Source organism: Labrenzia sp. ATLA3 (assembly GCF_057180185.1).
The window spans coordinates 1-13,475 of sequence record NZ_JBXUKV010000012.1; the positions used below are offsets into that span (position 1 = coordinate 1).

Genomic DNA, 13,475 nt, shown 5'->3' on the forward strand with positions numbered 1-13,475 from the left:
TTAAGGTCACAAAACCCTGTCGCCAGCGACGTTGCCGCCGTCGATGAACCGGGTTATACGCACCTCACCCCAACCCGTCAACAACCGTTTTGAATTTTTTTGAAAGAAAATTCGCACCCCTGCCCGGCCGGTGGATATTAACCTTTCACTAACCATGAAAAGCCCCGGAATTGCTCAACTTCACCCGATTGGGGAATTTCCGAAACCCATCAGCCGCTGTCCGGCGTCCACCACCAGCGTATGTCCGGTCACCTGTTTCGCCGCTGCCAGATAGATCACGGCGTCGACCACATCGTCCGGGCCAAGCCCCGCCCCCAGCGGCGTCAAATTCTGTCGGGAGTCAAAGTTTTCCTGTGTCTGGTCACTCGGCAGGATCAGGCCAGGCGCAATCGCATTCACCCGGATTCCTTTTGGCCCCAGATCGAATGCTGCCAGCCGGGTCGCGCCATCGAGCGCGTACTTGCCACAAAAATAGCTGAACCGTTCCGGCGACGCCGACAGCATCTGAGTATCGAGCATGTTCACGATCGCCCCACCCTCCGGAAGCGGGTCCTGATTGGCGAAAGCCTGCATCAGAAACACTGGCGCTGCCGCATTGACGTTCATCAGGAACTGCCATGTGTCGATCGTCAGGCCTGACAGGTTGTCGGTGTTGAAAGCCGATGCGGAATTGACCAGCACACTAACCGGTCCTCCCAGCGCTGCGGCGGCCTCGCCGATCAGTTCGCCCGCTGTTTCCGGCCTGCTCAGGTCTTTCTGCAACAACACGGCCTTGCCACCTTCCGCGACAATCTCGTCGTGAAGGTCCTGCGCGCCTTCAGCGGAGGAGTTGTAATGGAGGCCCATGGCATAACCCTGGTCCGCAAGACCTCTGGCAATTGCCTTGCCCAATCGCTTTCCGGCGCCTGTGACCAGGGCGATCCTGTCGTTTGCCATTTGCATTCCTCCGGATGGCTCGAGTTGTCTCTATCCGCCCTTGTGCAAGTCTGGCTGAAAGGGCCGGGCAGGTCTTCAGGCGAAGTCTTGCAGGTTCAGGACCGGCTGCACGCGCGGCACTTCGTGGCTGCGCACCAGATTGGCCTTCGACATGACCGCAAGAGTGGCCGCACTGGTCTGCGCCACCCGCACCTCATCGCGGAACAGATAGACGGCCCCCGTCAACTGCACCGTCACCGGCCATCCGAGCTCGCGCAAGCGGAAAGACTGAAGAATGCTGTCGGTCTGATACCGGATCCGGTCCGGCCCGTCCGGCAGATGCAGCGCAAAGCCGAAACCGGGATCGACCCACAGCCGCTCGATCCCGGCTTCCGTCGCCAGATGGATCCGTTCGCGGAAAAACGTGAGCTGGTGGTCGAAGATATCTTCGGCCGGCGGCAGGTAATCCTCTGAACGGGCATTCTTGCCCGGTGTGTAACACAGCACGATACCGGCCTGATGTTTGGCAATCGCCTCGTAAAAGGCCGGGTCGTCGACGCGTCCCGTCAGATTGACCACCCCTGCACCGGCTTCCAGCAGGGCGACGCCCACTTCCGGATGGTAGGTTTCGACGGAGACGAGTATGCCTTCTTCGGCGAGCGCCTTTACAACAGGGCGCATGCGGTCGATCTGCCGTTCGGCCGCAACGATGTCCGCTGTCTCGCCGGTCGATTCAGCGCCGATATCGACCATCGCCGCCCCCTCCAGCGTCATGCGCCGGCCGCGATAGAGCGCTGCCTCGAAGGTATGACAGACCGTTTCACGATAGGTGCTGTCCGCCGACAGGTTCAAAACGCCCATCTGATAGGTGCGATCTTCGAACCTGCGGCCGAATTTTTCGAATTCAAAGGTTTTGATCGGCGCTTCAAGAGCGTCTCGATATTTGAGCCACAGCGGCAGCAGGCGGTCGGCGGAAATCATGTAAGGCAGGGCTCCCGGTGTCGAACCTCTTGCCCGGCAAAATGCCAGACAGGATCAGGCAGGTTTCTGGGCAGATAGGAAAAAGCGGCAGCAGGACAAGGTTATCGGGACGGCCGGCGGCGCTGAATGCGAATGCCAACGCCGGCCGCTTCCTCGAAGATGTCCGGCTTGGTGACCTTCACACTGACGTCTTCGACCAGTTCATTCGTCAGAACAAACTCCGCAACGGCTTCGGCCCAGTCCTCGACAAGATCGATATGGCCGCCTGAGGATGCTTTCTGCTGGATGAATTCAACCGCGTCGGCATAGGAGACGAAGGCACCGGTTTCACGCACGATCCGGCGGTAGCCGGCCACTGTCTGCATTTCGATATCGAAGCAGACGGTTTGCGTCCGGTTTTTCTCGCTGTCCAGGATACCGATCTGCGCTGCGACTTTCAGTCCTTCGATGAGGATGACATCGCGTCCGTCCTCGGCAAGGGTATCGCCATTCATTTCCATTCAGGTCTCCGGGCTTGCAGGCATCACCGGCTCCATCGCCTCCGCCGTGAACTGTGTCGGGGCGTGACCCCAGCACAGGGATGTAACCGGATACTGCGCGCGGTCAAGCGCTCCGCCTTGCCCGGAAAACCTATTCCACCGCTGTGCCGAAGGTGTCCAGAACATCCACGGCGCGTATCACTCCGCGCAGCTCCGCCAATCCACGCAGCCGTCCGATTGCCGGATATCCAGGTGTCGACACGCCATTGAGGTCGTTCAAAATGCGGTGTCCATGGTCAGGCCGCATCGGAATGGCCCGGCCCGTCTGATGTTCCACGCGGCGCAGGGCACGAATGATCGCAACCATGTCGAGATCACCCTCAAGATGTGCGTCCTCATGAAAGCTGCGCGGATCCTGCTCCCGCTTCGTTGCTCGAAGATGGGCAAAGTGGATCCGCTCGCCCAACGTTGTCACGATTTCGGGAATATCATTGCCTGCACTGACACCGAGCGAACCGGAGCAGACGGTAAAGCCGTTTGCAATCGACGGGCTCATGCTCGCGATGCGTTGCAGATCTTCAAGTGAGCCAACAATCCGCGGCAGGCCGAAGAGCGAGCGGGGTGGATCGTCTGGATGGATCGCCAGCACGGCGCCTTCTTCCTCGGCGGCGGGCACGACGATTTCAAGAAATGTCTGAAGGTTCCGGAAAAGCTCTTCCCGGCCGATACCGCGATAACAAGCCAGGCGTTCGCGAAACGTGTCGAGCGTGTAGCTTTCTTCCGAACCGGGCAGCCCCGCAATGATATTTGCGGTCAACCTGCCCCGTTCCTCGTCGGACATTTGCGCGAACCGTTCTTCAGCAAGGGCAAGGTCTGCCGCGTCATAGTCGGCCTCAGCGCCCTCGCGCTGCAGGATGAACAGGTCGAAGGCCGCATAGGCCGCAAATTCGAACCGCAGAGCGGTCGCCCCGTCGTCAAGTTCGTAATAAAGATCCGTCCGGGTCCAGTCCAGAACGGGCATGAAATTGTAGCAGATCGTCTTGATACCCTGGCGCGCCAGCGCCCGGACCGTTTCCGCCCAGTTTGACGCCTTTTGTTCCCAACCGGGCGCCCCGGTCTTGATATCTTCATGCACCGGGATGCTCTCGGTCACGGTCCATTCCAGACCGGCAGCCTCGATCATGTCGCGGCGGGAAGCGATTGCCTCTTCCGGCCAGAGAGATCCGTTCGGCATGTCATGCAGGGCGGTGACGATGCCGCGTGCGCCTGTCTGGCGGATATCCCTCAAGGAGATAGGGTCCTGCAGACCGAACCAGCGCCAGCTTTCAATCATCGCCTAAAGTCTTTCTTGTTGTTGTCGCTGAAGCGTCTTGCGTTGGGAAAAGATGTTGGCCCGGCACTGGTGAGAAGGCGGCCCTCAGGGCGCGGCCCGGGCCGGTGTGTAAAGGTAACCATCGAAATCCGGGTCGCCGACATCGGAAAGTTCCAGCAGGGTCAGGCGCACGTTTTCCAGATGCTGCCACATGGCCTGGCGGGCCTTGTCCGAATTGCGATGCCGCAGCGCTTCCAGAATTTCCGCATGATCGTCCAACCATTTTGTCCGATAGCTGAGATCGAAAATGCGGTCGTGCAGCCGCGCCCACATGGAGCTGTTTTCACGCTTGTTCCAAAGATCTTCGACGTGGTCGACCAGAACGCTGTTCTGGGTAGCCTCGGCGATCTGCCGGTGAAACTGCCTGTCAGCGGTATAATCTTCTTCGCCGTTCTCGATTGCCTTTCGCTCCAGGTCGAGCGTCTCGCGCAATTGAATGATGTCGCTTTTGGTAATCGCGGTGGCGGCAAAACCCGCGATGCTGCTTTCCAGAAGCTGGCGGGCCTGCAGCAATTCAAAGGGTCCGTAGTCGGCCTTGGGAACATGAAGCGAAATCTTTTCACCGGCCGCCACATAACTGCCGGAGCCCTTGCGCACATCCAGATAGCCTTCGATTTCCAGAACGATAAAAGCTTCGCGTACCAGCGACCGGCTGATGCCGAGTTCTACGGAAATCTGCCGCTCGGTCGGAAACTTGTCGCCGGGCCTGTAGCCCTCCTCCTCGATACGCCTTGCGAGAAGTTCGGCGATTTCCTGGTACCGGCGTTTTGCAACATCGCTGGTCATGAGGCCTTCCTTGCACCCTCCCCGGCCGTTGCAATCTCGCGATAATAGTCGGCCAGGATATGGAATGCTTTTTTCTTGGTTTTCTTGTCGGCGGCAATCAGCCCTTTGTGATTATAGCCGTTCTGGAAAATGTTCTGGCGCCGCTCGACACGAAAGTCATACAGGATCCACGGCGACATGCCTTTGATATAATCAAGTTCACGCAGCGTAGCGATCTGCTTTCTGTAGACTTCGGCCATATAGTCTTCGCTGAAGAGGCCTGTCCTGGGGCCCTTTTCGCCGATAACCCCATCGGCGCCGGTTTCCGAGATCACCACCGGACGGTCCGGGTCGGAGTTCTCCCCGATCGCGGCAAGGTCGTCGAAATTCTCTTCGTACCAGCCGTAATACTCGTTAACGCCGATGATATCGATATGCGCGGCCAGCCTGTCCTCGATCCGGTTGCGGGCATGGTTCACCAGACAGGCGGCAGACGTCAGCCGCGTCGGATCCAGCCGGTTGCAGGTTTCCGCCAGGCCTTTCATGAAGGTGAGACGGTCATCGGTGTCCGGGTTTTCGTTCCCGACAGACCAGATGATGACGCTTGCCCGGTTGCGGTCGCGCTTGATCAGCTCCGACAACTGGTTTTCAGCATCCCGGTAGGTCGCCGGATTGGCGAAATCGATGGCCCAGTAGACCGGAATTTCTTCCCAGAGCAGAAAGCCGAGTTCGTCCGCGATCTGTGCGGCCCGCTCATGATGGGGATAATGCGCCAGGCGCAGATAATTGCAGCCGAGCTCGCGCGCATGCTCAAAACGGCGGCGCAGATCTTCTTCACTGGTCACCTTGCCGAGGGTTGCATCATCCTCATGCACGGAAATCCCGCGCAAGAACAACGGCGCCCCGTTCAAGAGAATATCCGTGCCCATGCGTTCTATCTGGCGAAAGCCGATCCGGTCGCTCACCCGGTCTTCACCGCAAGTGAGACTGACATCATAGAGGACAGGTGTTTCCGGGCTCCAGAGCTGCGGCCGGGCGGCGATGTCAATCGCGCCCTTGCCCTCGGCATCCAGCGCAATCACCTGTTCGACGCCGAGACCGGGGATGGTCAGGGTGCCGACCTCCGCCTGCGGGCCATCCACTGTCACTTCGACCCTCAGCGTAGAGTAAGTGCCATCCGGCACCAGATAGACAAAGAAATCCTTGATCAGGGTCCTGGGCGTTTCGAAAAAGGAAACCTCCCGGTAGAGCCCGCCATAATTGAACCAGTCGGTATTGCGCATCGGCACGCGGTCGCGTGTCCGGGTGTTGTTGACACAAGCCATGATCCAGTTGCGGCCGGTCTTCAGCTTGTCCGTCAACTCGACACAGAAGGGCGTCGATGCACCGTAGTGGTTGCCCAGGAATTCGCCGTTCAGGAAGATCTTGCAGTCATAGCTTGCTGCACCAAACCGGAGAAACTGTCGCTTGGATGTATCGACGGTCTCAATGTCGAGAGGCCGCGTGTACCAGGCACTGCCTTCGAAGAAATACCATTTCTCCTTCACCATCGCCCAGTTGGAAGGCACAGGCACCGTTTCCCCCATGTAGGGGTCATAGTCCCAGGGCTCCGTGCGATCCGCAGGGGCCTCCGGCAGCATGGCGAACCATTTCTGCCGAAGGCCGGTGTCGAGAAGATCAACGCAGAAAGTCCACTCGCCATTCAGGCTTTCCGATGCCCGCCCGCCCATGAAGATCAAGCCGTCATGATTCAAAGACTGCGTGTTGAAGGGCACGTCGTAGTCTTCGTCATGCAGCGCCTGCAAGGCGTTGTCGGCGAGATGGGAACGTTCGAGCATCAGTCAGGTCTCCGGAGGGACTTTCGGGTGTTGACGGGTGTTACTTCGCTGCTGCTTTGATGCGCTTGATCAAGTCGGCAACGACCGGAGACTTGGCCGCCGCTTCCTCATGCATCGGCAGAACGGCTTCGATGAACGGGCCTTTTTCCACTTCGATGAACTCCACGCCGAGCTCATTCTTGGCCGTCTCGACGGCTTCCGCGCTCATGGTGTCCCACTGGTCGCGGTGGAAATCCATGGACTCGCGTGCAGCCGTGCGCATCGCGTCCTTCTGCTCGTTGGTCAGATCGTTCCAGGAGTTGGTGGAGATCATCACGACGGACGGGATCATCGTGTGACCGTCGTCGGAATAGAACTTGGACACTTCACCATGACGGGCGGAGGTCAGGGCGATCGGGTTATTTTCCGCGCCATCGACCACACCCTGCTGCAAGGCACTGTAAAGCTCGCCCCAGGCAATCGGGGTCGGGTTGGCACCGAGCAGCTCGACCATGCGGATGGCGGAGGGGCTCGGCTGAACGCGGATCTTCATGCCCTTCAGATCGGCCGGGGAATGGATCGGCTTGTTGGCATAGAAGGAGCGTGCGCCTTCGATGTAATAGGCAAGACCGATGAAGCCCTTGTCTTCGGAGGAAGCCAGAATGTCCGCGCCGATGTCGCTTGTCAGGACGTCGTAGTAGTGATCCGCGCTGACGAAGATATAAGGCAGGTTCAACGCGCCGTAGGCTTCGTCGAAGGCTTCCAGCTCGGAAGCGTTGGAGCGCGCCATATCAAGAGAACCGTTTTGCATCAGCTCCATGGATTCGCGCTGCGTGCCGAGCTGGGCATTGGCGTAGATGCGGATTTTCAGATCGCCGTTTGTCAGCTCTTCAACACGGTCAGCCATGAACTGCATCGACTTGTGTAGCGGGTGGTCTTCCGGGTTGTTGTGGTTGAGGCGAAGCGTCTTGGCACTGGCGGCAGAGCTCAGAGCGACGACGCCCGCGGCCAATACGGCCGCCAGCTTGACGAATTTCGACATGGTTTCCTCCCAATTGCAGCTTTAGGCCGCAGAATATGCGTTCCTGAGTGGAACGGATCGGTTGGCCGCGGGACTTGCAGGGCCAGACCGCCGCGGACGCCGAATTGTTCGTCCAATTTTCAAAATCAGTCAACCTTTTTCGGGAAATTGGTTGACCAATTTAATTTCCTGACGCATGTCTTAAGATGTCGGAGCCCACGCCGCGCCTGTTGCCGCGGTAGAAACGGGCCCTGCGCGGGAGGAATATCGTGACAGTCATTACCAAAGGCGTGGACATGCTCCTGCGCCTTGTCATTACCATCGCCTTCGCCGTTTTGGTCGCCTGCGTCGTCTGGCAGGTCTTCTCACGCTACGTGCTGCAAAGCCCAAGCACGGTGACCGACGAAATGGCCCGCTTCCTGTTCATCTGGGTTGCCCTGCTGGGCGGGGCCTACACCTTCGGCCAGCGCCGTCACCTTGCCATCGACCTCTTACCCGTCATCACCACCGGTGTTCTGCGCCTTCTGGTCAATTGCGGCATCATTGCCGCCATCGCGGTCTTTGCCGGGGTGGTCATGGTGTACGGCGGTCTCGATCTGGTCAGCCGCACGCTGGAAACCCAGCAGGTTTCACCGGCACTGCGCCTGCCCATGGGCCTTGTCTATGTCGCGATCCCCTTCTCGGGTGGCTGCATTCTCTACTACTGCCTGACCTTTCTGGGCGACCTGTTTCGCACCGGCCGCGGCCCGAACGACCAGGGCGACGCCGCCAGCATCGGCGGCCCTTTGGACTGACACCTGACCGGGAACGAGAAATCTCATGGATATCCAATCTGTCCTCGTCCTGTTCGGGACGTTCGCCTTTCTGATGATCCTCGGCGTGCCGATAGCCTTCGCCATCGGTCTTGCCGCCTTTGCCACCTTCCTTCTGTTCATGTCGTTCGACCAGTCGGTCTATATCGTCGCGCAGCAGGTTGCCTCGGGCCTCGACAGCTTCACCCTGCTGGCGATCCCGTTCTTCATCCTGGCAGGTAACATCATGAACCGGGGCGGCATTGCCCTGCGGCTGATCGAATTCGCCAAGGTGCTGGCCGGCCGCCTGCCCGGCTCGCTGGCGCATTGCAATGTCATCGCCAACATGATGTTCGGCTCCATCTCGGGCTCTGCCGTTGCCTCCGCCGCCGCCGTCGGCGGCGTCATGTCTCCGCTGCAGAAAAAGGAAGGCTACGACCCTGCCTTCAGCGCCGCGGTCAACATTGCATCCTGCCCCACAGGTCTGCTGATCCCGCCGAGCGCCACCTTCATCGTCTATTCGCTGATCACCAACGGCACATCCATCGCCGCGCTCTTCGTTGCCGGGTACATTCCCGGCATCCTGATGGGGCTCAGCCTGATGGTCGTGGCCGGCATCATCGCAAAGCGTCGGGGCTATCCGGTCGCCGAACGGCCAAGCGGCAAGGAGGTGATCGCCAAGACGCTGGATGCCATGCTGCCACTCGGCCTGATCGTGATCGTCATGGGCGGCATCATCGGCGGCATCTTCACCGCAACCGAAGCCTCCGCCGTTGCCGTGGTCTATACGCTCTTCCTGGGTGTGATCTGGTACCGGGAAATTTCACTGCGTGAACTGCCGCGCATCATCCTGGAAAGCGCGATCACGACATCAATCGTGCTGCTGATGATCGGCTGTTCCATCGCCATGTCCAAGGCAATGGCCTTTGCGGATATTCCCTATTCGATCTCCGACACGCTGTTGAGCCTGTCCGATAATCCGCTGGTGCTGCTGCTGATCATCAATCTGGCACTGCTTGTGGTCGGCACCTTCATGGACATGACCCCGGCGCTGCTGATCTTCACACCGATCTTCCTGCCCGTTGTAACGGATCTCGGCATGGACCCGGTGCATTTCGGCGTCGTCATGACCTTCAACCTGTGCATCGGCATCTGCACACCGCCGGTCGGGTCGGCCCTCTTTGTCGGCTGCTCGGTGGGGGGTGTGAAGATCGGCCAAGTGCTCAAACCCATGCTGGGCTTCTACGTGGTGCTGGTCGCGCTTCTGCTTCTGGTCACTTACGTGCCTGCCCTCAGCCTGTTCCTGCCGCGCCTTCTCCTCGGCTACTAGGATCTGTCATGAAAGCCCTCAAGAACTGGCGATACCTGGAGCGCTCCAGCGCCGGGATCGCACTCGACGTCGAGAACCGGCACCGCCTGACGGTGACGGTTCTCGAGCAGACCCTCATTCGCGTCACCCTGTTGAAGGACGGCGCCTACCGGCTCGACCGGACATGGGCCATCGCACCGCAAGGCGACGTTCCATTCGAGGGCCGCTCACGCGACGACCTGACCGGCTTTTCCTGCCCGGACTTCCATCTGGAGGAACAGGACGGCAGGCTGGTTCTGGAAACGGACACCCTGCGCCTGACAATCGATACGCCGCTGGCCTTCACCTGGGAGAGCCGGCCCACTGCCGGAGCCCCCTGGCAGGAGATCGCCCGCGACCGGCCGCAGGACGCCTACATGATCGGGCGGCGTGACCAGCGCAACCACCATTTCATGCGGCGCACCCCAGACGAGCGTTACTATGGCCTTGGCGAAAAATCCGGCAGTCTGGAGCGCAACGGCAAGCGGTTCGAGATGCGTAATCTCGATGCCATGGGCTATGACGCGCGCTCGACCGACCCGCTTTACAAGCACATCCCCTTTACCATCACCGACAAGGGGCCGCTCGGTGCGGTCGGTCTTTACTACGACACGCTGGCCCCCTGCTGGTTCGATCTCGGCAACGAGAAGGACAACTACCACCTGCCCTTCCGCGCCTTCCGCGCGGCCGATGGCGACCTCGACTATTATTTCAGCTGGGGCCCAAGCATTCTGGACGTCGTCAAGCAGCACCACCGGCTGACTGGCGGCACCGCCTTCATGCCGCGCTGGGGGCTCGGCTATTCCGGCTCGACCATGGCCTATACGGATTCCGAAAACGCACAGGAACGGCTGATGGAGTTCCTCGGCAAGCTGTCGGAAGAAGACATGCCCTGCGACAGTTTCCAGATGTCTTCCGGCTATACCGCCATCAAGGGCAAGCGCTACGTTTTCCATTGGAATACCGACCGCTTTCCCGATGTCGAGACCATGACCCGGGCCTATGCTGAGGCCGGTATCAACCTCATCGCCAACATCAAGCCGGTGCTTCTGAACGACCACCCGCTGTTCGGGGAAGTCGAGGAAGCCGGTCTGTTCATTCGCGACAGCGAAACCGGGGCGCCCGAGCAATCGCCTTTCTGGGACGGTTACGGCTCCCACCTCGATTTCACCAACGCGGACACCGTGCGCTGGTGGCAGCAAAACCTGAAGGACAAGCTCTTTTCCAAAGGCATTGCCAACACCTGGAACGATAACAACGAATATGAAGTGTGGGACGACGAAGCCATCTGCGCCGGTTTCGGCAAGCCGATCCCGGTCAACCTGATCCGGCCTCTGCATAGCCAGTTGATGACGCGCGCGTCCTATGAAGCCCAGGTCGCCGATCAGCCCAAAAAACGGCCCTATCTGATTTCCCGCTGCGCCTGCCCCGGCACGCAGCGCTATGCCCAGACCTGGACAGGCGACAATTACACAAGCTGGGACACGCTGCGCTGGAACATTCCCATGGGTCTCGGCCTCAGCCTCTCCGGCTTCTACAACATCGGCCACGATGTCGGCGGCTTTGCAGGCCCGCGTCCGGAACCGGAACTGTTCCTGCGCTGGGTGCAGAACGGCATCTTCCATCCACGCTTCACCATCCATTCCTGGAACGACGACGGCACGGCCAACGAAGCGTGGATGTATCCGGAGATCACGCCGCTCGTGCGCGACGCACTGAAAGTCCGGGCGCAGCTCATCCCTTATCTTTACAGCCTCCTGCACCTTGCCGTGACCGAGGGCGAGCCGATGCTGCGGCCTCTGTTTCTGGATCATCCGAACGATCCCGCCTGCCGCGAGGCCGAATTCGACTTCCTGTTGGGCCGGGACCTTCTGGTGGCAACGGTGGTCGAGGAAGGCGCTACCTCCCGGCGGGTCACACTGCCCGCCAACAAAGAAGGCTGGTGGGCCTTTGACGGCAGCACCTGGTACGAAGGTGGTCAGGTGATCGAGGTGCCCGTTGCTCTCGACACCATTCCGCTTTTCGTCCGGGGCGGCACGGTTCTGCCAATGGCCGCCGCAAACCTCAGGACGACACCGTCTTCCGACACATCGCGGGTCTGGCGCATTTATCCGCAGCCAGAAGGAGCACTGGACCAGAACACGCAGTTTTACGACGATGACGGCGACACGGTAGAGGCGCTTTCAGGTGACAGCTGCCTGACCCGGCTTTGCCTGTCCCGCACGGCGGATACGGTGCGGCTGGATTGGCAAACCTCCGGCAACTGGCAACCTGCCTTCGACACAGTCACCCTTTGGCTGGCCGGCACTGGCGCGCTGACCGTCAACGGAACCGAACGCAAAGCCGGCGACAATATCGACTTCAAGGTGAGCCCGTCATGACCAGCACCAAGCACTCGATTAAAACGGTCGACTACGACCGGACAAAGCTGCGCGTTCGCCTGCTGCACATCGGATTCGGCGCCTTTGCCAAGGCGCATGTTCTGGTGTTTCACGATGAGATGCTGCGCCGGACCAAAAGCGACTGGGGCGTTGCGGTTAGCCGGCTCAATTCCGGCGCGGACGACCTGACGCGCCTCGACGAAGCCGACAGGATCTACACGGTCGGCGAAATGTCCGGCGATGACCTCTCCCTGCGCCAGGTCGGTGCCATCTGTGCGACGGTCCACCCAAAGCGCGACGGTATCGATGCCGTGCCGGACCGGATCGCAGACCCGGACCTTGCCGTGATCACGCTGACGATCACCGAGAAGGGCTATTGCCTGAAGGACGGCAAGCTGGACGAAGACAACGCCGGCATCCGGCAGGATCTTGCAACGCCAGAAACCCCTTCCACCGCCATCGGCGTGCTGGCGGAAGGTCTCAGGCGGCGACAGTCAGCCGGTCTCGCCGGCTTGACGATCCTGTCGTGCGACAACCTTCCCGCCAACGGCGAACTGTGCCGCCGTGCGGTTCTGGATTTCGCGGTGCGGCTGAGCCCTGCCCTGGCGGCCTGGATCAAAGACAATTGCACCTTTCCCTGTTCCATGGTGGATCGCATCACCCCGGCAATGACGGACAATTCCTTCGAGACCTTGGAGAACGCTCTTGGCCACAAGGACCGGAACGGCATCCTGTGCGAGACGTTCCGCCAATGGGTGATCGAGGACCGGTTTGCGGGCCCGCGACCGGACTGGCATCTGGCCGGCGCCGAATTCGTTGACGATGTCGCCCCGTTCGAAGAGATGAAACTCCGGATGCTGAACGGCAGCCACTCGTTTCTCGCCTATCTTGGCGCGCTGGCGGGCAAGGAAACAATTGCCGACTGCATGGCAGATCCCGTTTTCCGGCAAGCTGCCCTGGATCTCATGCTGAGCGAACAGGCCCCGACGCTGACTGTCCCGGACGGTGTCGACATCAAGGCTTATGCCGAGGCCCTGATCGCGCGGTTCGAGAACACTGCCCTTCACCACAAGACCACCCAGATCGCCTCCGACGGAAGCCAGAAACTGCCGCAAAGACTGCTGGCGCCGATCCGGCAACATCTGCAGGACGGCAGCCCCTGGACACTTTCCGCACTCGCGGTTGCCGGGTGGATGCTCTATTGCCGCGGTGTGTCGAAAACTGGCTCTGCACTGCCGCTGAACGACCCGATGTCCGGCAGGATCGAAGCCATCGTAAGGGAAGCTGACGGCCTCGAATACGTCGACAAGATGCTGTCGCTTTCGGAAATTTTCGGCGATGACCTGCCGCAGTCAGAGCCGTTTACCAGCGCACTCAAGTCCGCCTACCAAAGGCTGCAATCGACCGATATCGCGTCGGCTCTGAAAGGCTAGATGCACAGAGAAAAGTTACGCAGGCGGTGCGGGAAAATTTAATCCACATTTGCAAGGGTCTATATCGTTATATAGGGGTTATTTCTCGGAGAGTTGGTGATGTTCATCGATAGTCCTGGCACCAACAAAGTCACAGTTACCTATACAGAGCGGGCCAAGAGCATACTGAAAA

11 protein-coding genes are annotated in these 13,475 nt (G+C 59.9%); 4 read left to right on the forward strand and 7 right to left on the reverse strand.

The window, feature by feature from the left end:
• Positions 1–180 precede the first annotated feature (180 nt).
• From AC2A6O_RS27125 to AC2A6O_RS27155, 7 genes are all read right to left on the reverse strand, one after another.
• Positions 181–936 carry an SDR family oxidoreductase gene (locus AC2A6O_RS27125; RefSeq protein WP_498931821.1) on the reverse strand — a complete coding sequence of 252 codons (756 nt, stop codon included), beginning with the start codon at positions 934–936 and terminating at the stop codon, positions 181–183.
• Between the two features lie 75 nt (positions 937–1,011).
• The gene (locus tag AC2A6O_RS27130) at positions 1,012–1,896 is read right to left on the reverse strand and encodes a dihydropteroate synthase (RefSeq protein ID WP_498931823.1); all 885 of its coding nucleotides are present in this window, start codon (positions 1,894–1,896) and stop codon (positions 1,012–1,014) included.
• 101 nt (positions 1,897–1,997) lie between these two features.
• Positions 1,998–2,396 carry a dihydroneopterin aldolase gene (locus tag AC2A6O_RS27135; RefSeq protein ID WP_148583178.1) on the reverse strand — a complete coding sequence of 133 codons (399 nt, stop codon included), beginning with the start codon at positions 2,394–2,396 and terminating at the stop codon, positions 1,998–2,000.
• A 130-nt stretch (positions 2,397–2,526) separates the two neighbouring features.
• Positions 2,527–3,708 (reverse strand): mannonate dehydratase, encoded by a 1,182-nt coding sequence (gene uxuA, locus AC2A6O_RS27140; protein WP_498931825.1) that lies wholly within the window; start codon positions 3,706–3,708, stop codon positions 2,527–2,529.
• An 84-nt stretch (positions 3,709–3,792) separates the two neighbouring features.
• The gene (locus tag AC2A6O_RS27145) at positions 3,793–4,533 is read right to left on the reverse strand and encodes an FCD domain-containing protein (RefSeq protein WP_498931827.1); all 741 of its coding nucleotides are present in this window, start codon (positions 4,531–4,533) and stop codon (positions 3,793–3,795) included.
• A complete protein-coding gene (locus tag AC2A6O_RS27150) occupies positions 4,530–6,350 on the reverse strand; it encodes a glycoside hydrolase family 2 protein (RefSeq protein WP_498931829.1) in 1,821 nt (606 codons plus the stop codon). Before AC2A6O_RS27150 ends, AC2A6O_RS27145 begins: the two co-directional genes overlap by 4 nt.
• 40 nt (positions 6,351–6,390) lie before the next feature.
• Positions 6,391–7,371, reverse strand: a complete 981-nt coding sequence (locus AC2A6O_RS27155) for a TRAP transporter substrate-binding protein (RefSeq protein ID WP_498931831.1) — start codon at positions 7,369–7,371, stop codon at positions 6,391–6,393.
• 248 nt (positions 7,372–7,619) lie between these two features.
• Here AC2A6O_RS27155 and AC2A6O_RS27160 point away from each other — a divergent pair, with 248 nt between their 5' ends.
• From AC2A6O_RS27160 to AC2A6O_RS27175, 4 genes are read left to right on the forward strand one after another with little or no spacing between them, the layout of a single operon-like run.
• Positions 7,620–8,144, forward strand: a complete 525-nt coding sequence (locus AC2A6O_RS27160) for a TRAP transporter small permease (protein WP_148583173.1) — start codon at positions 7,620–7,622, stop codon at positions 8,142–8,144.
• Between the two features lie 25 nt (positions 8,145–8,169).
• On the forward strand, positions 8,170–9,471 hold the full coding sequence (locus AC2A6O_RS27165; RefSeq protein WP_148583172.1) for a TRAP transporter large permease: 1,302 nt from the start codon (positions 8,170–8,172) through the stop codon (positions 9,469–9,471).
• Between the two features lie 8 nt (positions 9,472–9,479).
• The gene (locus tag AC2A6O_RS27170) at positions 9,480–11,870 is read left to right on the forward strand and encodes a glycoside hydrolase family 31 protein (RefSeq protein ID WP_498931834.1); all 2,391 of its coding nucleotides are present in this window, start codon (positions 9,480–9,482) and stop codon (positions 11,868–11,870) included.
• Positions 11,867–13,303, forward strand: a complete 1,437-nt coding sequence (locus AC2A6O_RS27175) for a mannitol dehydrogenase family protein (protein WP_498931836.1) — start codon at positions 11,867–11,869, stop codon at positions 13,301–13,303. The genes AC2A6O_RS27170 and AC2A6O_RS27175 overlap by 4 nt, the downstream gene beginning before the upstream one ends.
• Positions 13,304–13,475: the final 172 nt, after the last annotated feature.

Excerpts from the sequence above, each read along its gene's own strand:
- AC2A6O_RS27170 (WP_498931834.1), top strand. The coding sequence starts at position 9,480 with ATGAAAGCCCTCAAGAACTGGCGATACCTGGAGCGCTCCAGCGCCGGG.
- uxuA (WP_498931825.1), bottom strand. The coding sequence starts at position 3,708 with ATGATTGAAAGCTGGCGCTGGTTCGGTCTGCAGGACCCTATCTCCTTG.
- AC2A6O_RS27175 (WP_498931836.1), top strand. The coding sequence starts at position 11,867 with ATGACCAGCACCAAGCACTCGATTAAAACGGTCGACTACGACCGGACA.
- AC2A6O_RS27165 (WP_148583172.1), top strand. The coding sequence starts at position 8,170 with ATGGATATCCAATCTGTCCTCGTCCTGTTCGGGACGTTCGCCTTTCTG.
- AC2A6O_RS27130 (WP_498931823.1), bottom strand. The coding sequence starts at position 1,896 with ATGATTTCCGCCGACCGCCTGCTGCCGCTGTGGCTCAAATATCGAGAC.
- AC2A6O_RS27155 (WP_498931831.1), bottom strand. The coding sequence starts at position 7,371 with ATGTCGAAATTCGTCAAGCTGGCGGCCGTATTGGCCGCGGGCGTCGTC.
- AC2A6O_RS27125 (WP_498931821.1), bottom strand. The coding sequence starts at position 936 with ATGGCAAACGACAGGATCGCCCTGGTCACAGGCGCCGGAAAGCGATTG.
- AC2A6O_RS27135 (WP_148583178.1), bottom strand. The coding sequence starts at position 2,396 with ATGGAAATGAATGGCGATACCCTTGCCGAGGACGGACGCGATGTCATC.
- AC2A6O_RS27145 (WP_498931827.1), bottom strand. The coding sequence starts at position 4,533 with ATGACCAGCGATGTTGCAAAACGCCGGTACCAGGAAATCGCCGAACTT.
- AC2A6O_RS27150 (WP_498931829.1), bottom strand. The coding sequence starts at position 6,350 with ATGCTCGAACGTTCCCATCTCGCCGACAACGCCTTGCAGGCGCTGCAT.